At 67.4% G+C, this 24,601-nt stretch carries 19 protein-coding genes and 2 pseudogenes; 4 read left to right on the top strand and 17 right to left on the bottom strand.

All coding sequences use genetic code 11. The annotated features are described in order from the left end of the window. The first annotated feature begins 22 nt into the window (after nt 1-22). Nucleotides 23-415: an nSTAND1 domain-containing NTPase gene (locus tag ACZ4M5_RS32130; RefSeq protein WP_467742150.1), complete on the top strand. Its 393-nt coding sequence runs from the start codon at nt 23-25 to the stop codon at nt 413-415. A gap of 46 nt (nt 416-461) precedes the next feature. On the opposite strand, the gene ACZ4M5_RS32125 is transcribed toward ACZ4M5_RS32130, so the two are convergent. The 3 genes and pseudogenes from ACZ4M5_RS32125 to ACZ4M5_RS32115 form a co-directional block, all read right to left on the bottom strand. Further along, nucleotides 462-1,946: a DUF1996 domain-containing protein gene (locus ACZ4M5_RS32125; RefSeq protein WP_467742148.1), complete on the bottom strand. Its 1,485-nt coding sequence runs from the start codon at nt 1,944-1,946 to the stop codon at nt 462-464. Between the two features lie 2,122 nt (nt 1,947-4,068). Next, entirely contained in the window at nt 4,069-5,232 is a 1,164-nt protein-coding gene (locus ACZ4M5_RS32120) for an RICIN domain-containing protein (protein ID WP_467742146.1), read from the bottom strand. A 538-nt stretch (nt 5,233-5,770) separates the two neighbouring features. Further along, nucleotides 5,771-6,005, bottom strand: a pseudogene (locus ACZ4M5_RS32115) (hypothetical protein); the annotation flags it as partial. Between the two features lie 935 nt (nt 6,006-6,940). On the opposite strand from ACZ4M5_RS32115, the gene ACZ4M5_RS32110 reads away from it, so the two are divergent. Beyond that, complete coding sequence (locus tag ACZ4M5_RS32110) at nt 6,941-7,915, top strand: hypothetical protein (RefSeq protein ID WP_467742144.1); 975 nt, start codon at nt 6,941-6,943, stop codon at nt 7,913-7,915. A 70-nt stretch (nt 7,916-7,985) separates the two neighbouring features. Here the strand turns inward: ACZ4M5_RS32110 and ACZ4M5_RS32105 are convergent, their stop codons facing one another. The 9 genes from ACZ4M5_RS32105 to ACZ4M5_RS32065 form a co-directional block, all read right to left on the bottom strand. Beyond that, complete coding sequence (locus ACZ4M5_RS32105) at nt 7,986-8,732, bottom strand: FadR/GntR family transcriptional regulator (RefSeq protein ID WP_467742142.1); 747 nt, start codon at nt 8,730-8,732, stop codon at nt 7,986-7,988. After that, nucleotides 8,723-9,751, bottom strand: a complete 1,029-nt coding sequence (locus ACZ4M5_RS32100; RefSeq protein WP_467742140.1) for an aldo/keto reductase — start codon at nt 9,749-9,751, stop codon at nt 8,723-8,725. Before ACZ4M5_RS32100 ends, ACZ4M5_RS32105 begins: the two co-directional genes overlap by 10 nt. 142 nt (nt 9,752-9,893) lie before the next feature. Continuing rightward, entirely contained in the window at nt 9,894-10,655 is a 762-nt protein-coding gene (locus ACZ4M5_RS32095) for an SDR family oxidoreductase (protein WP_467742138.1), read from the bottom strand. Then, entirely contained in the window at nt 10,652-11,695 is a 1,044-nt protein-coding gene (locus tag ACZ4M5_RS32090; RefSeq protein ID WP_467742136.1) for a zinc-dependent alcohol dehydrogenase, read from the bottom strand. The genes ACZ4M5_RS32095 and ACZ4M5_RS32090 overlap by 4 nt, the downstream gene beginning before the upstream one ends. Nucleotides 11,696-11,873: 178 nt before the next feature. Continuing rightward, nucleotides 11,874-12,773 (bottom strand): amidohydrolase family protein, encoded by a 900-nt coding sequence (locus ACZ4M5_RS32085; RefSeq protein ID WP_467742134.1) that lies wholly within the window; start codon nt 12,771-12,773, stop codon nt 11,874-11,876. Continuing rightward, nucleotides 12,766-14,091, bottom strand: coding sequence for an enolase C-terminal domain-like protein (locus ACZ4M5_RS32080; RefSeq protein WP_467742132.1), 1,326 nt, complete (start codon nt 14,089-14,091; stop codon nt 12,766-12,768). Before ACZ4M5_RS32080 ends, ACZ4M5_RS32085 begins: the two co-directional genes overlap by 8 nt. An 88-nt stretch (nt 14,092-14,179) precedes the next feature. Continuing rightward, the gene (locus ACZ4M5_RS32075) at nt 14,180-15,223 is read right to left on the bottom strand and encodes an ABC transporter permease (RefSeq protein WP_467742130.1); all 1,044 of its coding nucleotides are present in this window, start codon (nt 15,221-15,223) and stop codon (nt 14,180-14,182) included. After that, entirely contained in the window at nt 15,216-16,784 is a 1,569-nt protein-coding gene (locus ACZ4M5_RS32070) for a sugar ABC transporter ATP-binding protein (protein WP_467742128.1), read from the bottom strand. Before ACZ4M5_RS32070 ends, ACZ4M5_RS32075 begins: the two co-directional genes overlap by 8 nt. A 44-nt stretch (nt 16,785-16,828) precedes the next feature. Beyond that, nucleotides 16,829-17,890: a sugar ABC transporter substrate-binding protein gene (locus ACZ4M5_RS32065; RefSeq protein WP_467742126.1), complete on the bottom strand. Its 1,062-nt coding sequence runs from the start codon at nt 17,888-17,890 to the stop codon at nt 16,829-16,831. Nucleotides 17,891-18,513: 623 nt separating this feature from the next. Here ACZ4M5_RS32065 and ACZ4M5_RS32060 point away from each other — a divergent pair. Further along, nucleotides 18,514-19,026: a phenolic acid decarboxylase gene (locus ACZ4M5_RS32060; RefSeq protein ID WP_467742124.1), complete on the top strand. Its 513-nt coding sequence runs from the start codon at nt 18,514-18,516 to the stop codon at nt 19,024-19,026. 227 nt (nt 19,027-19,253) lie between these two features. On the opposite strand, the gene ACZ4M5_RS32055 is transcribed toward ACZ4M5_RS32060, so the two are convergent. From ACZ4M5_RS32055 to ACZ4M5_RS32045, 3 genes are all read right to left on the bottom strand, one after another. After that, nucleotides 19,254-19,643, bottom strand: a complete 390-nt coding sequence (locus ACZ4M5_RS32055) for a roadblock/LC7 domain-containing protein (RefSeq protein ID WP_467742122.1) — start codon at nt 19,641-19,643, stop codon at nt 19,254-19,256. Nucleotides 19,644-19,923: 280 nt separating this feature from the next. Continuing rightward, nucleotides 19,924-20,739, bottom strand: coding sequence for a hypothetical protein (locus tag ACZ4M5_RS32050; protein WP_467742120.1), 816 nt, complete (start codon nt 20,737-20,739; stop codon nt 19,924-19,926). Continuing rightward, on the bottom strand, nt 20,736-21,089 hold the full coding sequence (locus ACZ4M5_RS32045) for a hypothetical protein (protein WP_467742118.1): 354 nt from the start codon (nt 21,087-21,089) through the stop codon (nt 20,736-20,738). Before ACZ4M5_RS32045 ends, ACZ4M5_RS32050 begins: the two co-directional genes overlap by 4 nt. A gap of 135 nt (nt 21,090-21,224) precedes the next feature. Here ACZ4M5_RS32045 and ACZ4M5_RS32040 point away from each other — a divergent pair, with 135 nt between their 5' ends. Beyond that, nucleotides 21,225-21,590 carry a hypothetical protein gene (locus tag ACZ4M5_RS32040; RefSeq protein WP_467742116.1) on the top strand — a complete coding sequence of 122 codons (366 nt, stop codon included), beginning with the start codon at nt 21,225-21,227 and terminating at the stop codon, nt 21,588-21,590. A gap of 275 nt (nt 21,591-21,865) precedes the next feature. On the opposite strand, the gene ACZ4M5_RS32035 is transcribed toward ACZ4M5_RS32040, so the two are convergent. Continuing rightward, the gene (locus ACZ4M5_RS32035) at nt 21,866-23,335 is read right to left on the bottom strand and encodes an aldehyde dehydrogenase family protein (RefSeq protein WP_467742114.1); all 1,470 of its coding nucleotides are present in this window, start codon (nt 23,333-23,335) and stop codon (nt 21,866-21,868) included. A 1,126-nt stretch (nt 23,336-24,461) separates the two neighbouring features. Beyond that, nucleotides 24,462-24,601: pseudogene (locus ACZ4M5_RS32030) on the bottom strand (RlpA-like double-psi beta-barrel domain-containing protein); the annotation flags it as partial.

The raw sequence follows: 24,601 nt of genomic DNA, 5'->3' as shown, positions 1-24,601 counted from the left end.
CTGGTACGGGGGCGTTCTGGCGATGTGGTGCCGCCGCATGTCCGTGTCCCGGGCTCATCGCCTCCAGCTCCCAGCGGGCGCGGTGGTTGTTCGACCGTGGGCGGGCGGCCGCCTCGCTCGTGAGGCTCGTTGGCGAGCGGCTCGTCGGCACGATGGCCCCCTGGCCATCGTGGGCCCGTCCGGCGCGGGCAACTCCTCGCTGCTGTGTGCTGGACTGCCACCCGCTGTCGTCCGCCGTCCACTGCTTGTGCCGGGTTCACAGTCCTGGCCGGTCCAGTTCTCGACCCCAACAGCCCGGTCCTGGGCGAAATGGGTCGCCACCTCGCACAGGCGACAGGTCTCCACCCCCGTAGAGGTCGCTCGTCTCATGGCCGCGCCCCTGCACTGTCAGGTTTCCCGAGCACCTGGCCGGTAACGAGGCGGGCTCGGTATCGGCCAGGTGCGTGACGCGCGTGCGCCACTCATGTGCAGTTCTGACCCCGGTTGACGCAGTTGGCGATCTTGCGCGCAAGGTTTCCGGTCGTGATGTTGATGAAGTCGTCGTGGTCCGTGGCCGGCTTGTGCAGTTGCTCCGGGAAGCCGTCCACCGCGAAGGGGTTCTGCACCTGCCCGTTGACGATGGCCGGTGGGGCGACCTTGTAGACCAGACGCATCGTCAGCTGCGGGATCGCCTTGAAGCCGTTTGTGCAGTTGCCGTTGCTGTCGGCGAAAGCGACATGGCTGCGGTGGTTGGCGCTGTCGATGTTCTTCCCGTCCCAGCAGCTCTGGAAGGCGAAGGTGCGCACCACGTTGCTGCCCGACGGACAGACCGGGTACTGCTCCGTCAACTGCACGCGATCTTCGAACCCGGTGCAGCTCCAGTTCGCGTTGGCGTTCGCCAGACCGTTGGTCGTGGTCTTGGCATCACCTGTGATTATCCGCAAGAACTGCGGCATCGGCACGACTTTGCCGTTCCGGTTGCCTGTGTACTTGATTTCGACCTGCTTCGGGGTCAGGATGCGCCCGACATTGCCTTCTGCGCCGCCGCCAGGCTGATCGTGGTCGAACTCCTTTGTGCCGTCCTGAACGCGGAGCACTGGCCAGTAGTAGGAGGACTTGTCGTTTTGGTTTCTACAACTCGTCCCGCCTTCCAGGAAGCTGGTGTTGTCGGAAAACGCGTTGATCTTCTGGTTGCCTACGTAGTCGTGGGTGTGATGTGCGCCGTTCGTGACACCGGGCGAGACGATGACGTTGTCGGAGTTGCGTAGCTTGTTGGCGTTTACTCCGCAGCGTGTCGTGAAGGTGCCGGTGGAGGCGTTCCGATCGTTGGCTGCCTTGGCGCGAACGTTCGGGCGGACCTTGGTGATATCGACGAAGTCCGCCGCGGTCGGCCCGTTGCCGGCCTGTCCCCCGGTCCCGCTCTCCTGGCCACGTCCGCCGTCCGCTTGGCCACCACCGCCGTCCGGCTGGGCGCCTGTGTCGTTCTGGCCGGCGGGCACGGCGGTGCAACGGGCAAGATCGAGGAGATCTCCAGGCGCGGTTCCGCCCGCCTGCGTGATCTTGACGGGGATGCGCTGGAGCACCGTCGTCCGGCTGCGCTGGAGCAACTGGATGAGGGAGTTCTCGATGAAGTCGGGGTCCTTGACCTGCTCCTCCCCTGCAGCTGCCAGCCGCTGATTGAAGGCAGTTGTCTGACGGTCGAGACCGGCCAGTTCCCGGTCGATCTCGCCTTGAATTGCAGGAGGCACGGCCCCCAGCCTCTGCCTGACGTCCGGACAGGTGATGGCCACGATGCGATTTGAAGCCGCTTTGGTGTTATTACCTGTGCCGGCCTGGTTCGCCGACTCGTGTGCTGAGGCGTAGAAGTTCGCCCACAGCAGCCCGCCCCCACCGAGCGCCAGAGCTGCCGAGGCGGCTACCGCCCTGACGGCCAGCGGTGTGCGGCGCTTTCGCGCGTTGCGATTCATGAAACTCCTCAGACTCTGCGGGCGAAGCTCGGTGCGGCTCGTTCGTTGCCTGCGAGACAGTCACGATGTTCCCCGTGGCTATTGCCTGTTGGCCGACGGCGTCGTGTACGGCGAGGTCAGGCCGAGCGTTCAGCACCCTTTCGGCTGCATCCGGTACCGCGTCGCCCGCTGATCGCGCTTCACTGGTCGCTCGGCAAGCCGTGGCTCGACGGCGCACGGCGCGGTCCGAACGCGTGAGGAAGCCGGGCCACCGCGGTGCAAGGGGTCCGTGGCCTGGGGTTCCGACTTCCGCCGGCTGTTCCGGGCATCCTGCTTGTGTTGTCGGACCGCACTGCCGACGACGGCGCCGCTTGGGGGCATCGGCGATGTCGACCGCCCGGTGAACCGCTCGCCCATCATGAGCGGTGTCGAGACCAGGGTCATGAGGAGGCGACGCGTCTCATGCAGGCATGTTCCTCCCCCACTCATCGTCTTGTGCGTTGGCGGTGCCGAAGCCGCCGCAGGCCACCGGGCGGCCACACACCCCGCTGCGCCCACCCAGCGATGCTCGATGCCGGCCCGTGCGAGTCCCGACGAGTGCAACAGGGAATGGGCCGGCTCCCTCAGCTCGCCAGCGGACCATCGCTCGTCGACCTCCTGGCCGAACCGAGCGCACGTGGGCCCACTTCGACAGCTGGCACTCCTGACGCCGACTGGAAGGCGCCTGGAATTGCCCGCGGGAGGCAGGCAGGACATGGCCGTTGCCGGGTCGCGTGCTGTGAGGCGCCGCCGTCCGCCCTCTCTTTGACCTTTCCGCAGACGCAGATCAAGACCCGGCCAAAAGCCGGGTTCACCAGGGGCCCCTGTGGATGATGTTCATACGGCCTCGATTGATCGGGCATCTCAGGCGCGGCGAAGGCATACCCTCATGGCCGACACCTATGAGCGCTTCCACTGATGTCGTTCCGTTGAGCACGTCGAGCACGCCCGGGTCCTGGTTGCACTCTCCGCACAGGCGTGGGCCAGTAACGCGTCGATGAGCCCGCTCGTGCGCTCGTTCACGGTGAGCGGTCCCGCCGAGCCGACGCACGTCTGCGGAGGCGGTGGGACGGGCGACGGCGATCTCCACCAAAGTGCGTCGCACCGCCGGCGATGTCGCAAGATGTGTGCGGCGTTGTCGAGGAACCGGTCCTGACCCGCGAACGACTGGTCCAGGCCGTTGAGCATGCGGTCGAAGGAGTCGGCTAGGAGCTTCGCCTCGCCGGGCGGCGCCTGGAGATCGATGCGCCGGCGCACGGTGCGACCCGCCACCCGCTACGCCGTCGGTGTAATGCGGGCCAGCGGGCACAGCAGCCTCCCCGTGACCAGCCGGCCCAAGGCGGGGTGCTTGACTCACACCACCCGATCCGGCCGCGTGCGGTTGCCGCCCCGGCGGTGTCGGCGCTTACCTCGGCTGAAAGGGGTGGGCGCCTGGTGCGAGAGGGTACCGGTCCAGCAGGTAGATGAGGCGGGCGGTGAAGCCCTTCAACTTGGTGATCATCGTCGCTCCTCGTCATGGCGTTGCGACCCTTTGGTCGCGATATGTCTACTTTTTCTCACGGGCGGAGACAGTGGCACGGGGAGAATCCCTAAATGGTGCGCTTCGAGTCCCTCGCGACCGACCCGACCTGCCGCAGCCCGGCGCAGATGGTGCCTTGATGGAGGTCTGCGGGACGGTCACCATTCTGGTGGCGACGGCGGCGGACGCGGACACGGCTGACGGACAGCACCCAGCGGTGAGCTGACCACCTCGTCGACGCACCGACCTGCCGCCTGTTCCCCCGATCCCGGCAGGCACGCTGCGCGACGACGACTGCCAGTTCAGCGAGGCACCGCAACAGGCCAGGAGTTCTGTGGCACCCGTCTTTTCCGGGCTGTGTAGGCGCGCCATGGTCGCGGGTTCTTCGGGTCGGACAGCGCCCGGGAGGTCGTGTGGTCCTGGACGACCGCGGGCCCGGCCGTTGCGCGGCCGCCCGTGGGTTGTGTGCGGGCGCGCCGCTCCAGCAGCGCTTTCCCCTCGATGCCCGAGTTCGGCGCGCTGCGCAGGGGAAGCGAACTCGGCGCTGGAGTACCGATAGACAGCCCCTGGGAGGCCGGCTCTTGTTCAGTTCGTGATCGCGGCCGGCTGGTACGGAATGGCCGGGGGACGTACTGCCATCGGAAGTTGTGCCCAGACTCCGTAGCCGTAGGACATCCAGGCGGACATGGCCTGTGCCGGGTCGTCGCGCGGTTCTTCCACCCGGAGGGGGTCGCCCGTGTGACCGGGCAGCGCCAGTACGAGCCCTGAGTCCTTTACGCGGATCCTGAAGACGTTTACTGCGAGATCTCCGGTGTCGTGGAGATCGGGGGCGGGGTTGACCATCTCCGGCACGGCATGCCAGCTGCCATCGCGATACTCCTCCAGCAGGAACAATTGGGCCGTGCTGCCGTCGGGTTCGCGCTGGACGACGGGCGCGTCGGCTCCGGCATCCAAGGCGTGGACGGCTTTGCCGGAGTGATACAGCAGGATCCGGTGGTGTCCCGTTCCGTCCGGCTCGAAATAGAACCGGCTGAGGGACGTATGGTCGTCGGGCTCCGCTGCCACCAGCGGCTCGCCGTCGCCGATCCCGCGGTCCAGCGGTACGGGAAGCGGCGTCGGCCGATACCCGGTGGCGGCCACGTCCGCGGCAACGTCCGCGAGACTCCGCCGGGGATTGATCGCGCGGACAGTCTCCTCGGTCAGCGGGTGAAGCGCCAGCACCCTGCGGATCGCGTCCGCACGGGCGAACCCACCATATTCCTGGCCGAAGTTGTCCGGCAGCCACAGGTTGCCGGGGGAAGGGTCGATGAGGTCGGCAAGGCTGAAGAGCGGATCATGCTGGTAGGGGCCGTTATCGCGTACCTGGGGCGTGTGCCACGCGTCATCGCCGGGCAGCCGCCACATCACGGCTGACAGGTGCCACCACACGTCGCCGTCATGGGCGTGCCGCGTCATCGCGGAGAGCCGAGGCAGCAACTGCGAGGGGAACTGCTCGAGGAGCGCATCGATCTGATCGTCCTCATAGACTTCGTCCACGTCCCAGGCCCAGACCAGCGTGCCGTCCGGCCCGTGGTCGACACCTAGACTGCGACAATCGCTGTCAATCGACAGCCGCTCCCCGTCCTGGGAGGTCTCGAAGAGGTAGTTGTAGTCGTCAGGGCAGATGGCGCTCAGGGCGGCGAGGGCCCGGCACCGCTCGAGCAGAGCAGGTATCTCGGGCATACGTGCGGCAGCTTGTTCAATGGACATGCCCCGCAGCAGAACACACACCTCTGACAACCGGCCCAATGATCTCCGAGCGTTCCTGAGAACCACTGAACGGGCCGCAGCGAGCAGATGGGGGAATTCGTCCGCTTTTGCTGGGCAGGGTGGCGGCGCTGTGACTGGAATCCGCCAGGGTCTACGTCAGAGCACTGCTCACTTCCCATGAGCAGCGTCCCGACCGCGCGTGGTCCCGCCGGCCGTGCCTCGTCGTGGACGTAGCACCCGTGTCCTGTTGTCCGCCGGCCACCGAGATGGCCCCGCCGCAGATGGTGGCCGACATGGTCGGACTGCTCGGGCCGGAGCGTTGTCGCGTACTGGAGGAGCAGCGTCGGGTCCCCCCAGGAGGTGCCCTCCGAGGCAGCGAAGGCCTCGTGGGACGGGACTGTGCCGGTGAGGCCCAGGTCGGGTGTGCCTAAGGCGGACAGTTCGCGCAGGGCGCCCTCCATCGAGGCCAGGTGCTCGTCGTGGGGGCGTCCGGGCGCGCGATCGGCGGCCCACCGCAGTGGGCCCCTTGCGCGCTCCGGGAGACGTGATGGTGGGCCCGAACCACCGGGGAGCCCACCCACACGGTCCAGTCGAAGTCGTCGTCGGCGTCCGCCGCAGCCAGGACGGCGGTGCGGATCATCAAGCGTGCGGCGGTGGGTGGGCCATCGCCACCCGCGGACCGGATCGGCCGGCGTGAGCGGCTCGATCCGGTACCACGTCGCATTGGTGATCACTACGCGGTCGGACCCATCCGATCGACTGAGAGCACCCATCAGAGAGCCGCGCTCTAAGTCGTTGACGGGCCGAACCGATGGTGCAGTGATGTCACCGTCTCCTCCCTGCTGAAGGTCATCGCTCGCGCCAGCTCCCGCTCGAGACGCTGCGCGTCATGGCGCACTTGTGCAGGCACGTCGCCCCGCTCGAAGACCAGGCGGTCGAATATGGGGGTGCTTTGGCGAACGTTCGAATGGTCGGAAGTGTGAGTGTGTGACCAAACATGCATGTGTTACCTCCTCAGGTGGGAGTGGGAGGCCAGGTGAGCAACTCTTAGCCACAGTCACCGTCGTCAGCCCGCAGTAGACCACTTGGATGGTTCGTCGGAGCCGATCCGGAGAGGCAGAAAGGATTCCCCTTCGGGCACACATGACTGGCCGGGGAGAGCGGCACACGGATGTCTCATGCGGCGATGACGCAGGAGCCCGGCGTCGTGGTCCGTAGCAGGAACATCGCTCGACCCGCCACATTGAGGGCGCAGGGGGACGCCGAGGTGGTCGCGTCCAGCCTGCACGGATCCGGATGGGCAGGACACCATGGACGCTCCGAGGCACCTCGCCCGCTGTCCGAGTCCTCGCAGGATGACCTCGAAGCCGTGGGACGGGATGTGAGGGGCAGCGAAGCGGCGCTCATCAACAGTGAGCATTGGCCCTGCGGTGACGCCGGTACGCAAGCCGGAGCGGTGAAAACGGTTCGGCAGCCGGTATCTTGGCGCACGCCGTCGAACAACATCGGCACGCCTCGTCCGCCCTGCGGCCTACACGGCCGCCGCACTCGGGTGCGGCACATGCGCCGTCGGATACCACCGCCAGCAGCCGCGTTGTCCCCGCATTGCCGGTCAAGTCAACCCTCGGGCGCATGGCGACAGAGAGCGGACAGCTCCCACCAGCTTCGAACATCGTCTCCCCAGGGCGACCTAGGAAAAGCCATGAGAATGCATCGTCGCAAGAAGCGGGCGGGTCTGACCGCGGCCACGGCCGCCGTCGTAGCAGCTGCTGCCGCCGCGCTCATCCCCGTCTACGGCTCCGCCTCGGCTTCCAAGGAGAAGACGGAGTCGATCGTTTACGACCCGGGGCCGAAGTTGCGCTGCTACAGCGTCTCCGACGAGGCAGGCGGCAGGAACTACGGCAACCGGTCGGGTGACTGCAAGAACATCGACCATGCCAACCGCGTGAACGGCAACTGCACCTGGTTCGGCTACACCTCCCGGCGCGGCACCGAATGCCCTGCATGGCGTTTCGTGACCTACAACTGGGGCGAGAGCATGTTGCGCAAGTACCCCGGATTCGACCACCAGGTTCATGGCCCGTCCGGTAAGCCGCTCAAGCTGGTGCTGCAGAACAACTCCAAGAACCTCAAGACGGCGCAGAACAAGCAGAACTGCGAGCTCAAGGAAGTGACCTTCTCCTACGAGTACATAGGCAGCTCTTTCAAGCGGCCCGCAGGCGGCGGCCATTACCGGTTCTCCGACGGCCGCGTGAAGGTCGCCTATGAGGCTCTCGTCAAGCAGAGCGGGGGTTTCAGCTGCACGGAGAAGCGCGCCATTCTGACCACGGACTTCATTTACAAAACCGCCCGTGGCACGAACGTCATCTCCGTGGTTCACTTCGATCCTGGCTCCTTCATGAAGCCCAACGTGGACGGGGTGCTGTGGACCAACAAGTGCCGGACGAACACGGGGAGGCCGGACGGATGCCGAGTCACTGTGCATGGCCAGCAGCTGCAGCCGGGAAGGCAGGCTCGAGTCAGTCTCGACTTCACGGCCATCGCGAAGAAGTACGGTAAGTACCTGGGCAACGACCCCATTCCGAAGAGGTCCCAGATCGAATCGGTCCAGATCGTTAACAGCGCAAAGGGCGCCGATCTGATGGCAGAGGTTTCCAAGGCTGACGTCACCATCACGCAGTAGAAATCCCGGCGGACCTCGCCCCCCCCGGCACCTGTGCTGGGGGGGGTGGCTGTTGCCGCGCCTCGCCCGTCTAGTCAGCGGAGGCGCCGGGGTCCGCAGGACGTTCCGGAACCGCCGGCCAGGGCGTGGGATGGGAGCGCAGGTGCTCCCGCAGCCACTGCTCGGTGTTGCTCACGTGCAGCAGGGCGGCGGCTTGGCCGAGATGCGGGTCCCCGTTGGCCAGAGCCGTGAAAATCGCTTCGTGTTCGGCGACGGTCCGTCCAGCGGCCTGGTCGTCGACGAGACCTCGCCAGATGCGAGCCCGCAGGGTGCGCCCGGACACCCCCTCGAGCAGGGTGATCAGTGACTCGTTTCCCGTGGCCACCACGACGGCCCGGTGGAAAGCAGCATCGTGTGCGTTCAGTCGCTCGACGTCGTCGCGGGCCTCGCGCATGGCGTCCAGGTGCTCTTTCACCTCGGCCAGCTGAGCTGCGGTGATGCGCGTGGCGGCCAGCGCGGTAGCTGCCGGTTCCAGGAGCCTGCGCACTTCCATCAGGTCCTGCAGAGCAGCCGAATCCCCCTGCAGAAGCTCCACGGCACCCCCGAGTCCTTGCAGTAGCAGGCTCGGCTGCAGGCTCGTCACGTACGTCCCGTCACCTCGGCGGACCTCCAGTACGCGGGCCACGGCTAGAGCTTTCACCGCTTCTCGGGCGAGGTTGCGGGACAGCCCGAGCTGCGCCGCCAGGTCCGGTTCGGCTGGAAGCTTCGAACCCGGAGGCAGCTCACCGGTCCGGATCAGCTCGCGGATCTGCTCGATAGCCCTGTCGGTCAGAGACAACGCGGACTCCTCGTACGCAAGTCGGCCATCGGCACGTCCTGTCTGATGAGGCCTTCGGCACGCAGATCCTCCCAGAGGCCAGTCGGAGTGGGGAGACGGTGGAGTTGCACGTTCCGCGTGACCTGAGCCTCAGTACGCATGCCGACTGTAACGTTGACCACATGAGGGTGGGTGTGCGGGAAGGCCATCGCAGCCGCCGGCAGACTCGTACCGTGAGCGGCACAGACCTCGGCAATCGCCCGAGCGCGGGCCACCAACTCGGGCGGAGCCTCGCGGTAGTCGTATCTCATCCCCTCAGTCGGCCGATCACGAGAGAGCAGCCCCGAGTTGAACACACCGACTGCAACCACGCTCTTGCCCTGTTCCCGCGCGGCTGGCAGGACGTCGTCGAGCGCGGACTGGTCGAGCAGGGTGTAGCGGCCGGCCAGCATCACCACGTCGGCCGCGCTCTCGCGCAGGAAACGGGCGAGCATGGCCGACTGGTTCATGCCCACCCCGATGGCGCCGACCACCCGCTGGTCCCGAAGCTCAGCCAAGGCGGGCATGGCTTGGTCGACCGCTCGCTGCCAATGATCGTCCGGGTCGTGCAGGTACACGACATCCAGCCGGTCCAAGCCCATTCTCGACAGGGTTTCGTCGATCGAGCGGAGCACGCCATCGCGGCTGAAATCCCACTGCCTGCGCAGATCGTCCCGCACGACGAAGCCCTCGTCGTCGACACCGCGCGGTTGCTCATTGGGTACGAGCAGGCGTCCTACCTTCGATGAGACGACGTATTCACCCCGAGGCCGGTCCCGCAAGGCGGCGCCCAGCCGCCGTTCGGACAGGCCGAGTCCGTAGTGCGGCGCGGTGTCGAAGTACCGGACACCGGCCGCCCATGCCGCGTCGACTGCGGCCGACGCGTCGTCGGGCGACGTGACTCGGTAGAGGTTGCCGAGGGTGGAGGCCCCGAAGCCGAGCTCCGTGACCTCCACCGGCGTGTTTCTGATCTGCCGGTAGCCGATCGTTCCCGTGGTCATCCGTACCTCCTGCACCTGTGCGCTGCGGTGGTGCTTCGCTCGCGTCGAGACGCCGCGTCCTGGTCCGCGCCCCGGTGCGCCATGCGGTCCGGCGCACGACGCGGCACGCGACGGTCGTACCGTGTTGCAATGGACGTGGTGGTCATCGGCCCAGCCACCCGCCGTCCACGGGGACGACCGCGCCGTGAACATAGGCGGCGGCGTCCGAGGCCAGGAACACGGTGACGCCTGCGAGATCGTCCGCGCTGCCCCAGCGGCCGGCTGGGATGCGGTCGAGAATCGCCTGGCTGCGCTGCGGATCATCGCGCAAGGCTTGGGTGTTGTCCGTGGCGATGTAGCCCGGGGCGACGGCATTGACATTGACTCCGTGAGCGGCCCACTCGTTAGCCAGTGCTTTGGTGAGCCCGGCAATGCCGTGCTTCGCCACCGTATAGCCGGGCACGGTGATGCCCCCCTGGAAACTGAGCAAGGAGGCGGTAAAAACGATCTTCCCCCTCCCGCGTGCCACCATTGCCGCGCCGACCGCGCGGGTGAGGGCGAACTGGGCGCTGAGGTTGACCTGCAGGACCGTCTCCCAGTCGGCGTCGGTGTGCTCCGCCGCCGGCGCGCGACGGATGGTGCCAGCATTGTTCACCAGGATGTCCACCGGCCGGTCCCGGCCGGCAAGGTCCGCTCCCAGGGTCCGTACGGCCTGCGGGTCGGCGAAGTCGGCACGGACCGCTTCGAAGGTACGACCGGTCGCGACCACGTCCTTCTCCACCGTGCTGCCGCGCTCCTCCAGATCGGCGCTCACACCGATGATGTCCGCCCCGGCCTCGGCGAGGGCGCGGGCCATGGCGCGTCCGATGCCGCGCCGGGCCCCGGTGACGACGGCCAGCCTGCCGGCGAGGTCGAAGGCGCTCATGCTGCGGCTCCAGGCTCTTCGCCCGTGCAGTCGACAAGGACCTTCATAACGTCTTCACCGCTTTCCAGGGTGGCGAACGCCGCGGCCGCCTCGGTGAGCGGCACCACCTTGCTTATCAGCCGTTCACAGGCGAGGGTTCCGTCGGCCACCAGCTCCACCGCCCGCTCGAAATCGCGGCGGCCGTAGAGCCGGGCACCGACGAGTGCGAGTTCACGCCAGAAGAAGCGGTGCAGGTCCAGCTCGCGAGGCTGGGGGTGGATGGCGACCAAGCACAGTCGGCCCCGCACCTTGAGCACCTCTACGGCGGTGTTCACGCCCGCTGCGGCACCGGAGACTTCGAAGGCGACGTCCGCACCGGCGCCACCGGTCCATTCCAGGACCGAGGCGGGCACGTCCGTGGCAGCAGGGTCCCAGGCGGTCAGGCCCAGTTCCTCGGCCACCCGGCGTCGGTGGATTCCGGGCTCGACCACCCGTACCTCGCCGCCGGCGGCGCGGGCGACCAAGGCGATGAGCAGCCCGACGGGCCCGCCACCGACCACCACTATGCGCTCGCCGCGTCGCACCTCGGCTCGGCTGACGTCATGAACGGCGACAGCGGTGGGTTCGACCAGCGCGGCCTGCTGCAGAGGAAGCGCCTCGGGAAGCCTCACCAGGGTGCCGGTGGGGACGGTCCAACGCTGCTGCATGGCGCCCGGGGAGTCGATGCCGATGAAGTCCAGCTCGTGGCAGACGTGCTCGTGGCCCGCACGACAGGCAGGACAGGTGGCGTCCCAGCGCAGCGGCATCACGGTCACGGCGTCACCGGGGCGCCAGTCGATCACGTCCGGTCCGACGCGCGCGACGCGGCCGGACATCTCGTGGCCGAGGACCATCGGTGCGTTCACACGAGCGTCCATGTCACCGTGGTAGATGTGCAAGTCGGTGCCGCAGATACCGACATAGGCGGGCGCGAGCTCCACCTCGCCGGGGCCGGGAGGCGAGGGCTCGGCGAAGGCCGTGTCCAGCATGCGTGCGGCTGTGTAACGGACAGCAAGTGTCATGACGGGTCAAATCCCTTTCAGCGCCGGGACCGGTGTCAGCGGCGAGTCGGAACGGTTGCGGAGTACGGAGGGACGGTCATCAGGGCCATGTCCCGCAGGCGCACAGGGGTGAGGCGTGTCCCGGGCCGAGGGTCGGACGGGGGCCGCGGACGCGGGACGATGGGACGGCGGACTTCGCTCAGGAGCATGGCGTGTCCACCCCGCCCCGGGGTGCCAGGCGGTAGAAGCCGGTAGCGGTACCGGCGAGGATCGCCGAAGTCTCATCGGCGGAACAGTCCTGGAGCAAGTCCTCCACCGCGGTGGCCCATCGATGCCAGCCGCCGGCGAGAACACAGACCGGCCAGTCCGAGCCGAACATCAGCCGGTGCGGGCCGAAGGCATTCAGCAGGACGTCCCATGCCGGACGAATGTCGTCCAGGGTCCATCTCTCGTGATCGGCCTCGGTGACCAGGCCGGACACCTTGCACGTCACCTGGGGATGCGCGGCCAGTTCTCCCACCCCGCGGGCCCAGGCGGTCAGCGCACCCGAGGCCAGCGGCGGTTTACCCGCGTGGTCGAGCACCAGCGGTAGTTGAGGCAGGCGCTGGGCCAGCCGGACGGCCTGGGGGAACTGATGGCTGCGGACGAGCAGGTCGTATGCGAGCCCGCGATCACCGACTGCCGCTAGCCCCCGTTCGATCGCGGGGCGTTGCAGCCACACGGGATCTGCTTCGTCTTGAACAAGGTGTCGCAAGGACCGCAGGTGGTGACCGCCGGTCCCCTCCACCAGCGCGTCGAGTCGGTCACCGATCATCGGGGAGGCCAGGTCCGTCCAGCCGACGACGGCTCCGACAAGAGGGCTGTGGGCGGCCAGGGCGAGGAGTTCGCGGGTCTCCTCCTCAGAGGCTACGCACTGAACGACCACCGTGCTCGTCAGTCGTCGACCGAGGAGAGTCCGCGTCGCCTCGGTGCGCAAGTCTTCCAAGCTGAAGTTGCGCCGGATCCGCTCGTGCCCGGGCGCCTGGAGCCACGGCTGTGGGCGTCGGCCGAGATCCCACACGTGGTGGTGCGCGTCGACCAGAGGCAGTGCGTCAGACACGGCCGGACCACACCGGGCCGTTGGGGTACCGGTATGTATCGAGCGACTCCTGGTGCATCTGCGCGCCGAGCCCCGGCAGAACCGGCGCGAGGTAGTGACCGTCAACGACACGTACCGGCTCGACGAAGTGCTCGTGGAGGTGGTCGACATACTCGATCACCCGGTCCTCGAGTGTGCCCGAGACGGCGACGTAGTCGAACAGGGACAGGTGCTGCACCATCTCGCACAGGCCCACCCCGCCGGCGTGCGGACAAACAGGCACCCCGAACTTCGCAGCGAGCAGCAGAACGGCGATGTTCTCATTCACGCCACCCACCCGTGCGGCGTCGATCTGCACGATATCCACCGCGCCTGCCTGGAGGAGCTGCTTGAAGACGACCCGGTTGGCAACGTGCTCACCGGTGGCCACCTTGGTCGGGGTCACCGCCCGACGGACGGCGGCATGACCGAGGATGTCGTCGGGCGAGGTGGGTTCCTCGATCCAGTAGGGGTCGTAGGCGGCCAGCGCCCGCATCCACTCGATGGCGGTCTGGATGTCCCACCTCTGGTTGGCGTCGACTGCGATGCGCACGGAGTCACCGACGGCCTCGCGAGCGGTGCGCAAACGGCGCACGTCGTCCTCCAGTGACGCCCCGACCTTCAGTTTGATCTGTGTGAAGCCGTCGGCGACCGCCTCGCGGGCGAGGCGGGCCAGCTTCTCGTCCGAGTAACCGAGCCATCCCGGTGTGGTCGTGTAAGCGGGGTATCCGTTCTCCAGGAGGCGGGCGATGCGTTCTTCGCGGCCCGGTTCAGCCCGCCGCAGGATCCGCAGAGCTTCCTCCTCGGTGAGGGCATCACTCAGCCAGCGGAAGTCGACTTGGGTGACCAGGTCTTCGGGCGACATCTCGCTGAGGAAGCGCCAGACCGGCTTGCCCGCACGTTTGGCCGCGAGGTCCCAGGCGGCGTTCACGACGGCGCCGATCGCCATGTGGATAACACCCTTTTCCGGTCCCAGCCAGCGCAGTTGGGCGTCGTGCACCAGGGAGCGGGAGAACCCGCCCAGGTCGCCGCAGACTTCCTCGACGGTGCGGCCGACCACGTGGGGTGCCAGGGCCGCTATGGCGGCGGCCTGCACGTCGTTGCCCCGGCCAGTGGTGAAGGCCAGAGCGTGGCCCTCCAGGTCGTCGCCGGCGTCGGTACGCATGACGACGTAGGCAGCCGAGTAGTCGGGCTCGGGGTTCATGGCGTCAGAACCGTCCAGGTGCTCGGACGTGGGAAACCGTACGTCCAGTACGTTCAGAGCCGTGATGCTGGCCGACTGGGGTGAGGAGGAAGACATGGCGACTCCGTGGGCGGGCAGGGTAGGTACCCTGCGACAGGAAGGGCAGGCGGGCGCGGCACTGGCGGGACGCGGCGTCAGATTCGTTTCAGTCCTGGGCCTTGCCGCCCGTGATGCGGGAGATGGCCAGGGCGACGAGAATGATGAGGCCGTTCAGCGCGCCGATCCATTGGGCGGGCACGCCGGCGAGGGTGAGCACGTTCTGGATCATGAAAAGCAGCAGGATTCCGCAGAAGGCGCCGAACATGGTGCCCTTGCCGCCGTTGAGGCTGATTCCGCCGATGACGGCAGCGGCGAAAACCGTGAAGATGTAGCCGTCGCCCTGCGCCGAAGCCACAGAGGCGAGGCGTCCGGACAGGAGCAGTCCGGCCAGGGCCGCCAGGACGCTGCCGGTAACGATGACGATCCACAACACACGGTCGGTGCGGATGCCAGCGGCTTTCGCGGCGTCCACGTTGCCGCCGATCGCGTATAGCGAGCGTCCGAAGCTGGTCCAGCCCAGGACGACGATGGCCACAGCGAAGAGGGTGAGGCAAAGCCAGATCGAGGCGGGAACGCCGAACCACTGGGCGGTGCCCAGGTAAAGCATCGACTTCGGCAGCTGGAAGAACGTCTGACCGCCAGAGATTCCCGTGAGTACGCCGCGTAGGACGATCAGCATGCCGAGTGTGACGATGAAGCCGTTCAGTCCGAAGCGGATGATCAGCAGGCCGTTGATCATGCCGATGACGGCACCGACGACGAGGGTGATAGGAACCGCCCAGCCTCCGGAGAGGATTCCCAGTCCGTGGCCGGCGCCGGCGGAAACCACCAGCCAGGCTGCGATACCAGGGGCGAGCCCCATGGTCGACTCGAGGGACAAGTCCATCTTCTTGACGACGAGGACCATCGTCTGGGCCAGGACGAGCAGGGCTATCTCGGACATGGTTTGCAGAACGTTGACGAGATTGTCCGACTGCAGGAATACCGGGTTGATGACCTGGCCGACAACCGCGATGGCCAGGATCGCCGGGACCAGGGCGAGATCACGCAGTCGGGCCAGCGGCACGCGGCCGCCGAGCAGCTTGCGTCGCCCTTCACGGTCGGGCGCGGTGTTGGGCGAAGGCGCCTCGGTAAGGGCGTTTTCAGGCATCGAGATCCACTCCTTCCATGGCGGCAACCAGTTCGTGGTCGTTCCAGCCGCGAGCGATTTCAGCGGTCACCCGGCCCTGGAACATGACCAGGACCCGGTCGCACATACGCAGGTCGTCGAGCTCGTCGGAGGCGATGAGCACTCCCGTGCCCGAGCCTGCGGTCTCCTCGACCTTGCCGAGGAGGAACTCCTTGGAGCGGACGTCCACTCCGGCGGTCGGGCTGATCAGAACAAGGAGTGGAGGGCGGTCGGCGAGGGCGCGGGCCATCACCACCTTCTGCTGATTGCCTCCGGACAGGGCGGAAACGGGCAACTCGGGGCCCGGGGTTTTGATCGCCAGGTACTCGATCATGCCTTCGGCCAGTCGATCGCGGCGGGAGCGGCTGAGGAAGCCATGGCGGCCGAGGCGCCGGGGTACGGACAGGGTGGCGTTGTCGGCGATCGACATCTCCGGCACCAAGCCCTGGAAGTGCCGGTCCTGCGGGACGAAGCCGGCACCGGCGGCGAGTGCGGCGGGCACGCTGCCCTGCCGGGGACGGTTTCCAGCGATCCGCAGGTGGCCCGTCTCCGGGGACCTGAGACCCACGACGGTCTCAGCCACCTCCGTACGCCCGCTGCCGGCGGCCCCGGCCAGTCCGACGATCTCCCCGGCCCCCACTTCGAAGGTAACGTCGTTGAACGTCTCGCCGCTCAGGTCTTGCACTTCCAGAGCGGGCGGGCGCTTCGGGTCCAGGGTGCTCGTCCGCTGTTCCGGCCGTGCGCCGGCCGCCTCGCCGGTCATGGCGGCTACGAGGTCAGGGCGTGACACCTGCGCGACCGGAGCCGTGAGGATGTGCCTGGCATCCCTGAACACCGTCACCATGTCGCAGATGTCGTAGACCTCTTGCAGGTGGTGACTGATGAACAGGAAAGTCACGCCTTGCTGTTGCAGGTCTCGGATGCGGTCGAAAAGCCGGTTTATGGCCGCCGCGTCGAGTTGTGCGGTCGGCTCGTCGAGGATGATGAACCGGGCGCCGAATGACAACGCGCGGGCGATCTCCACGAACTGGCGCTGCTCCACATCGAGGTCCCCGGCGGGTGTCTGCGGGTCGACGTCCACCGACCAGGTCGTCAGCAATTGCTGCGCCCGATGACGTACGCTGCGCCAACTGATCAGGCCCCCCGGGCCCTGGTCCTGCCGATTGAGGAAGAGGTTTTCTGCGACAGTCAGTGTGGGGATGATCGTCGACTTCTGGTAGACACAAGCGACTTTGCGCCGCCAGGCATCGCGATCCGCGAGCCGAGGGGCGGGGCCGCCGTCGAACGCCAGAGTCCCCTCATCCGGTGGTTGGAGGCCGGTGAGAATGGACACCAGGGTCGACTTGCCGGCCCCGTTGCGGCCGACGAGTGCATGGGTTTCGCCGGGTCTGATAGTGATTTCGGCTCCGTTCAGGGCCACGGTCGGCCCGAACCGCTTGACTATGCCCGTCGCTTCGGCGACTGGTCGGATCCGGTCCGCTCGGACCCGGCCGTCGTCCCCTTGGGCGGACACGGGGGTGGCTGCTCGCTCCCCGTCACTCATCTCGATCACCTTGTTCGTGCAGCTGTGGTGTGCCGTTGGTCGATTCAGCCCTTGTCGTTGCCCCACAGGGACGTGTCGTCGCTCTTGACGCTGGGCACGCCGTCGTAGGTGTCGCCGTCGGCCGTGACCAGGGGAGCAGCGAGCTGATCCTCCAGCAGGCCCTCGCGCACCTGCACGATGGTGCTGTTGTGATCGGTCTTGCCGGGCTTGAACTTCTTCCCCCCGATCGCGGCCTTCAGGTAGTACAGGGCGTACTTGGCGTAGAGATCGGCCGGCTGGGAGACCGTGGCGTCGATCTTGCCCTCGGCGATCAGCTTGAGTTCCTCGGGGATGCCGTCGTTGGAGACGACGTACACGTGCTTCTTGTTCTCGGGCCCGACCAGCAGGCCTCGCTGCTTCAGTACCTGGAGGGTCCCCGCCAGGGCGAAGCTGGACTGCATGTAGATTCCCTTGATGTCCGGGTGGGCGGTCAGGGTGGTCTGCAACTTCTGCGCGGCCACGGCGCCGTCCCAGTTGGTGGCCTCACCGAACACGCGGATCTTCGGGTAGTTGGTCTTCATGCACTCGTTGAAGGCCTCGGTGCGGTCGCGGCCATTGATGGAGTCGAGGCCGCCCTGCAGCATCACGACCTTCCCCTTGCCGCCGAGCTTCGCCCCGAGGTACTTGCAGGATTTCTCCCCGTACGCCCGATTGTCGGCGCGCACCACCATGTAGACCTTGCCGCTGTCGGGGCGGGTGTCGACGGTGACGACGGGGATGCCCTTGGCCTCCAGCTGGGCCAGCGTTGGTGCGATGGCGGCGGTGTCCTGCGGGGCCATGGCAAGACCCTTGACGCCCTGGCTGACCAGGGTCTGCACGTTTGCGGTGAGCTTGGCGATGTCGTTCTGCGAATTGGTGGTCTTCAGCGACAAGCCGAGTTCCTTGGCTTGTCGCGGTGTGTACTTGATGTAGGAGTTCCAGAAGTCCGTGTCCGAACGCGGGTAGTCGACACCTACCACCGGGTCACCGGACGCGGCGGCACCATCGGATCCGCCACTGCAGGCGGCGAGCAGCGCAAGAGCCGACACTGCGGAGGCAGTCGAACAGAGAACGCTCTTGAGTCGCATAAGTACTCCTGACACTGGTCGCGTGACTGGGATGCCCGATGTGGCGGCAACCCGCGGCCGCTCTCCTCGTAGACATGGGATGTATGTATAGGCGTCTCTGAAGATGGCCGTCCAGATATAGCGATAGACGAACAAGATCCCTTTTAGCTGGCCGCACGATGGGCCAGCAAGATCATGAGAGGCCTCTTTCATCCCATCAATACGGTGTACTGGCGGGGATGTGGAGACTCCCACGACGCCGGATATGTGGACGGTCATCATCGATAGGGCGGCTACATCACCGCAGTTGGCATCGATTGCCCTGCCGATGTGGCTTCGCCTGCTTGATATCCAAGGCGCTTGTCGCTGACAGTGACGAGTCGATACTCACTCCGGCGCCGCATGTGAACGCCGCGGCGCCCTCAGGGCGCGCTCGATGCACCGCGGAAAAGGGGGGCTACCCCACCCTCTGGGCGCGGGTGGATCGCTCATCCGCCGTGAGCGGTCGGGTCCGCTTCCGAGCCGGGAAGGAGGGAGCCGAGTGGCGCCAGTCCTCCCCTCCTCTGCCGCGCGCCGCAGAGGAGGGGAGGACACAATGGCGAGGACGGGAACATCCATCAGGCGCCGGCCCTCAGGAGCCAGTCATGACCGTCCCCCAGGACTTCGTACCGACACAGAACCTGTCCGGGATCGTCGGACACCGTCTGATCTATAGGTATGCAAACGGGTGGGGGTACGAGATGTACGTCAAGAACGCCACCACTCTCGACTACCGGGTGCACAGTGGCATGGTGGCCGGCCGGTGGGTGAAGGACCAGGAGATCGACCTGGTGCGGCTGACAGAGGGCGTCTACAAGGTGTCGTGGCACGAGCCGACCGGCACGTCGGTAGTGGTCAACCTGTTGCCGGACGCGCGCTTGGCGCACGGCACAATCTTCTTCCCGCGCTGGATCCAACTCGACGGCACAAGGACCGCGCTGTTCCAGAACGAGCACCTGGAGGAGATGCGCGCTCTCCGGGACGCCGGCCCCACCTATCCGGTCCAGGTCCTCCCGCAATTCGCGAAGATCATGTCGGTCGAGCATGTCGGTGAGAACAATGAGGACGTCATCTCCGGCCCCCCGCCCGCCCTGCCCCAGGACACGTCGACCGCCTGAGCTGACGGCTGTGCCGGACCGGACCTCACCCGAGGCCGCGTCCGCAGTGGTTTACTCATGGACGCCTTTCCGGCTGACACTCATCCCCTGAATCAGACCCGGCCTCATCAGCTCGAGCAGAAGTGCGGTTACCCGATCGTCTGCCAGGCCGTTGCGCTCCCGCAACGTCGGCTGATGCGTCTCCCGTTGACGGCGACAGCGCCACAGGGTCACAGGCCGGGGAGGACTCAGGCCGGTGGGTCCCCGCGCAGCGACTCCTCCAGCCGTTCCACCGTCCGGGGCAGTTCCCGCCGTAGCGCGCTCATGTCCAGGCCTTCATCCCCGACGACGGTGAGCAGCGCCCGATCACCCACTGTCTCGATAACGATGCAGCGGCCCGCACTACGCGTGACCACTTCACGCAGTGGTCCGCCTCCGACCTCGTGCGCCAGGCGCAAGGCGAGGCCGTGTGCGGCGGCGCAGAGCGCGGCGACGGAATCGGGGTGCACCGACTCCACGTCGGCCGCGACGGCGAGGCCGTCCACGGTCGACAGGACCGTCTCAGTCAGTCCCATCACGTTCGTGCGCAGGGCCGTCAAGACGTCAATGACGGGGTCATGGGCAGGCAGGCTGGACAATTGCTGCTCCTCGGTACAGGACTGCGGCTGGGTTCGGGGTCCGTTCACGGCAGGCGTCTCAGACATGCCTGGACACGCAGTAGCAGGTGGAAGTCGGGTCGGTCGTCCGCAGAGTCCGGCTCGGACGGCCGCCGAACGGCGGCGGGCGGTTCTCGGCGGGGTAGAGGCGCCGGCGCGGAAGCCGGTGGGCATCCCGCCGGCGGGGTGGGCACAGCCCGACTTCCGTCGTCCTGGCCCTGTCGGCCGTGGTCGTGCGGCTGTTCCGCCGGGGTGGGTGAGGTCATCCCTCGTCCGTCCGCCCGGAGCGGTGACGGCCCGGATTCCGGCGTGGCAGCGGCACCATCCGGCCGAGACCGGCCGTCGGCCGCTCCGGCCGACGTGCCGCCGTGCTCGGGCGGCCGCTGCCCGGACCGGACGAGGGCCTGAGCAGCAGCGCAAGATCGTGCATTCTGGCCAGGTCGAGCATCACCGCGTAGGTGCCGCGCCCGAGAGCGAACGCGATGTCCCGTGGCGTCCGGCGTCCGTTGACCGCCTGGAGCAGCGCGGCGTAGCGGGGCGAGATCCGGACCGGCGGCTTCGGCGGGGCGAGGAAGGCCGTGCGGGCGACCTCGGCGGGCGACGCCCCCCAGCGCGCGGCAAGTGTCTCTAGGCGCCGGGTCGTCTCGGTGGCTAGGCGTTGCGGGGTGAAGGAGGGCCCTGTCCAGGGCAGGGGTGCTGCCTCGGCCATCTCCCAGTCGTCCGGCACGGTGAGCGCGGTGGCGAAGGCACCGTCGAACACCGCGGACGTGCACACGACGTCGAACGCGTGCCGGCCGAGAAGCCCGCGGGCCTCCAGATCGGCGGCGAGGTCGCCGTCCGATGCTTCCGCTGCGGCGCAGAGGTCCGTCCATGTCTCCTCGGTGAACCGTGTGGAGCCGCGCAGCAGCGTTTCCACGCCGGGCGAGCCGGGTGTCTCCACGGCGTTCACCAGGCCGTCGCGCAGATGGATGCGACTGCCCGGCGAACCGGTGACGACGACCGTCCCGGTGTGGCGCTGCGCATGCAGTTCGGTGAGCAGAGCGGGCAGGTTCCGGGGCCGCTCCGTGCGTCTCCTCATCTCTGCGTCTCCTCGCCGTAGCGGTCGATGCGGAGCATGACGAGGGCCAGATTGGACTGTTCGCGCTCCAGCGTCGCGCCTAGGAGCAGCGGATCCCCGTGTCCCTGCAGTGTCCGCAGGACGACGTGATGTCGGGCCGTCGTGACGACGACGCTTTCCAGTTCTCCCCCTGCCCCGGCGGCGTGCAGGCGGTCCTCCACCAGTACGGCGATCCGGCTCCACTGCTCGCCGTCAGGCGGGGACCCCCCAGCCTCGCCGTAGGTAAGTCCGGTGACCGCGTCGACCAGTGCGGCACCGGCGATCCCCGGCTCGTCGAGAAGAGCGCGCAAGTGGTCCTCGACAGACGGCACAGGAAAATTCCCTTCACTGAAGGCTTCTCGATAGGCCGGAAAACACACTAGTTTAATCGGCAAGCTTCAGAACAGGTCGTTCGACCTTCTCTCTTCTGACGCATCATCAGCATCAATTCAGCGAAGGGTGGAAGTATGCAGATCGAGACCGCACTCAAAGAGGCCATGGCCGTCGACGGAGCGATCGGCGTAGCCGTGGTCGACACCGAAAGCGGTATGTCACTCGGCACTCTCGGTGGGGGCAGGGATCTCGATCTCGAGGTCGCGGCAGCCGGTAACACCGAGGTCGTCCGCGCCAAGGGCCGCACCTTGCGGGCGCTCGGGATGGACGACTCGATCGAGGACATCCTGATCACCCTGGGCGAGCAGTACCACCTGATCCGCCTGCTTCCGGCCAAGAGCGGAGCGCTTTTCGTCTACCTCGCGCTCGACCGCACCCGCAGCAATCTGGCCCTGGCCCGCCACTCACTCAAGCGGATCGTGAACAGTCTGGAGGTCTGATCGGGAAATGAGACCGGGCGCCACTTAAATTGCTCAATCGATCTGAGCAATTCACGGACCCGCGTCCGACCAATTCTCTCGCGCGCCCGCACACAGCAACGAGGTCGTTCTCGACGCGCCCTTCTCATTGGCTGGCCCGTGTCAGGGCGGACCGTGTATTCGCCGCGCAGCCGCACGAGCGAGTCATCCAGGGCGACTACACCTCCCCATGAGATGCACCCGAACGCCACGCTGCGCGGCTCGACCGGAGCGGAACGGCGGGCGGCCTCGCGTTCCTAGAGGGCTATCCAAGTCGCCTTGAGGTGCTGGTATTTGGACAGTGCGTGCAGGGACCGATCGGAGCCGTGACCGGACTCGCCGACGCCGCCGAAGGGCAGGGCCATGCTGCCGCGGTCGAAGGTGTTGACCCAGACGAGGCCCGCATCGAGGGCACGGGCGATGCGGTGCGCCCGACTTACGTCCCGGGTCCAGACCGCCGCGGCGAGCCCGAAGCGGGTCTGGTTGGCCTCACCGACCGCTGTCTCGGCGCTGCTGGCGTCGATGACCGTGAGGATCGGCCCGAAGATCTCCTCCTGCGCGATCGTCATGTCGCTCGTGGCGTTGACGAAGATCGTCGGCTCGCCGTAGAAGCCGCCGGTCTCGGTCAGCACCCGCTGCCCGCCGAGGAAGATCTCCGCACCCGCCGCCCGGCCTTCAGCCACGAACCGGGTGTAGCGCCGCAACTGGGCTTCGTCCACGAGCGGGCCCATTACCGCCCCGGCGAGCCGCGGGTCGCCGGGCCGGTACTTCGCCGCCTCGACGGCCAGGGCGTCGAGCAGCGGTTCGCGGACCGCTGGTTCGACGACGATCCTGGAGCCGGCGTTGCAGACCTGCCCCGCGTTGGTGAAGATGCCCGCGGCTATTTCGCGTGCCGCGCTCGCGATGTCGGGGACGTCCGCGAGGACGACGTGCGCTGACTTGCCGCCGCACTCCAGCCACACAGGCTTCATGTTCGACTCGCCCGAGTAGGACATGAACCGCTTCCCGACCTCGGTGGAGCCGGTGAAGGCGATCACGTCGACTGCGGGGTGACGCCCGAGTGCCTCTCCGGCGGCGGGCCCGCCCGGGACGACGGACAGCACACCCTCGGGGAGTCCCGCCTCCAGGGCCAGACGTGCCAGCCGGACGGCCACGAGAGGAGTCTGCTCGGCCGGCTTGAGGACGACGCTGTTTCCTGCGGCGAGCGCCGGTCCCAGCTTCCATGCAGGCATGCCCACGGGGTAGTTCCAGGGGGTCACGGCACCCACCACACCCAAGGGCTGGGAGGTCACGTAACTGAACGCGTCCTCGGTGACCGGCACAACCTCGCCGTAGACCTTGTCGAGCGCCTCGGCGTAGAAGCTGATGCAGTCCGCAGCGTCCGCGACCTCCTCGCGTGACTGCTCAATGGGCTTTCCCATCTCGTGGGTGGTCAGGGATGCCAGTTCGTTCACGTTTCGCCGGATCGTGTCCGCCCAGGCCGAGAGAATTCGTTTGCGCACAGCCGTGTCCGCGCGGGACCAAGTGCCACTGTCGAAGGCCTCCCGGGCCGTTCGTACGGCAGCGTCCACATCGGCGGCTCCGCCCGCAGCGACTCGGGCGAACCTCTGCCCGTCGATGGGGCTGACCAGGTCGAGCACATCGCCCGTCCGGCCGTCGAGCAGTTCGCCACCGATCAGTATGCCTCCGCTCACATCGAGCTCGGCCAGTGCTATCGCGTCAGACATGGCGCTCCTCGTATAGGGGCAGGTACGGGCGTGCGGGGACTCCGGCCGGGGCCGGTGATGGCGGGCCGACGTGTTGACGGCGAGCACGGTCTTGGACGGTCATCGGGGGCCGCGGGGGGGGGCACTTCCAAGGAGACCAGCCGGTCGCCGGCGACTTGGTCCGGGTGCGGGCATGTTCCGACCGCGAGGGGCCATACGGGGTGAGTTCGTGGACGGGGGTGGCGGCGAGCCCCGCGCTCACCTCGTCGGGCGTTCTGATGCCGATGACCGCCTGAACTGCTTTGCGGCCTTACTCATGGGTCATGCCGTACGTCGGACTCCAGGTTGGAGATACAGCGAAGAAGAGGGAGGCGTGCAAGAACGTCGCCGCTATTGACTGATTCATCAGTCAAAGTCAGGTGACAGTAGTGGGACAGTCGTTGGAGTGTCAACCAACTCCGCGACCGTCTAGGGCAGCCGGAGAGCCCCTCCGTGATCGCAGGCGCCTTGGTTGAGGTGGTCGGGGCAGGTCAGGCGGGCCGGCTGCCGGTGACGCGGTCATTACAGCGACGCGGAAAGTGCCATCGCGCTCGGCATCACCCCGGACACTGCGCGGACAGTTGAGCACTCGCCCCCCTGTCACGCAGCGCCGGCGCCGGTGCCGTAGGCGTCACGAGTGGCGCGTCCTTCGGCCAGCAGCGCGAAGGACTGCTCGGCCCGGCCACCGCCTGAGGGTGGCGCTCGTCGGCAGACCGCCGCCGTTCAGGCTGCGGAAGCTGCCTCACCGCCCGGAGCCGTTGCGTGCTCACCAGGTGCGTGGCCGCCAGGCGCGCGGCCGGGACGGGAAACCCCTCGCGGTGCCCTGCAGTGCCTGGTGAGCATGGGCCCGACCCCCTACGGCACGAGTGTCGCGAAGGTGAGCGAGGGTCAGCAGCTGCTGGAGGTCGAGCACTTCTACGATTCCAACGCCTTCCTCGGGCTCACCGGCGGGTGCCCGGTCGCCCGGAAGCGCGCTCTGGGAGCCGTGTTGACGTGTCGAGTCTGCCGGCACCCTCCGCCTGCGGCTGCCACGCGGGCGGCGGCCCCAACGGGAAACGGAGCGTCCGCGCGCGACCGGTACCGCGCCGGCCCACGGGGCCGATCCTCGTCAGCCCACGCGTTCGATCCTCGCCTTGCGGATCAGGTTCTTCCCCGGTTCGCGGACCTGATCGAACGCCGACTCGTTCAACAGCGCACAGCTCCCCGATGGCCCGGCCACCCGCACGGTCACCGCACGGCCGTTGTCCA

It is taken from the genome of Streptomyces sp. NPDC026246 (assembly GCF_055567995.1).
Note: the sequence above shows the minus strand (reverse complement) of the source record. Positions and strands in the feature narration are given on the sequence as shown.

Coding starts and splice junctions, on each gene's coding strand:
- ACZ4M5_RS32035 (WP_467742114.1), bottom strand. CDS start 23,335: ATGTCTGACGCGATAGCACTGGCCGAGCTCGATGTGAGCGGAGGCATA.
- ACZ4M5_RS32060 (WP_467742124.1), top strand. CDS start 18,514: ATGACCGTCCCCCAGGACTTCGTACCGACACAGAACCTGTCCGGGATC.
- ACZ4M5_RS32095 (WP_467742138.1), bottom strand. CDS start 10,655: ATGAGCGCCTTCGACCTCGCCGGCAGGCTGGCCGTCGTCACCGGGGCC.
- ACZ4M5_RS32075 (WP_467742130.1), bottom strand. CDS start 15,223: ATGCCTGAAAACGCCCTTACCGAGGCGCCTTCGCCCAACACCGCGCCC.
- ACZ4M5_RS32040 (WP_467742116.1), top strand. CDS start 21,225: ATGCAGATCGAGACCGCACTCAAAGAGGCCATGGCCGTCGACGGAGCG.
- ACZ4M5_RS32130 (WP_467742150.1), top strand. CDS start 23: ATGTGGTGCCGCCGCATGTCCGTGTCCCGGGCTCATCGCCTCCAGCTC.
- ACZ4M5_RS32050 (WP_467742120.1), bottom strand. CDS start 20,739: ATGAGGAGACGCACGGAGCGGCCCCGGAACCTGCCCGCTCTGCTCACC.
- ACZ4M5_RS32110 (WP_467742144.1), top strand. CDS start 6,941: ATGCATCGTCGCAAGAAGCGGGCGGGTCTGACCGCGGCCACGGCCGCC.
- ACZ4M5_RS32100 (WP_467742140.1), bottom strand. CDS start 9,751: ATGACCACGGGAACGATCGGCTACCGGCAGATCAGAAACACGCCGGTG.
- ACZ4M5_RS32065 (WP_467742126.1), bottom strand. CDS start 17,890: ATGCGACTCAAGAGCGTTCTCTGTTCGACTGCCTCCGCAGTGTCGGCT.
- ACZ4M5_RS32090 (WP_467742136.1), bottom strand. CDS start 11,695: ATGACACTTGCTGTCCGTTACACAGCCGCACGCATGCTGGACACGGCC.
- ACZ4M5_RS32070 (WP_467742128.1), bottom strand. CDS start 16,784: ATGAGTGACGGGGAGCGAGCAGCCACCCCCGTGTCCGCCCAAGGGGAC.
- ACZ4M5_RS32120 (WP_467742146.1), bottom strand. CDS start 5,232: ATGTCCATTGAACAAGCTGCCGCACGTATGCCCGAGATACCTGCTCTG.
- ACZ4M5_RS32125 (WP_467742148.1), bottom strand. CDS start 1,946: ATGAATCGCAACGCGCGAAAGCGCCGCACACCGCTGGCCGTCAGGGCG.
- ACZ4M5_RS32080 (WP_467742132.1), bottom strand. CDS start 14,091: ATGTCTTCCTCCTCACCCCAGTCGGCCAGCATCACGGCTCTGAACGTA.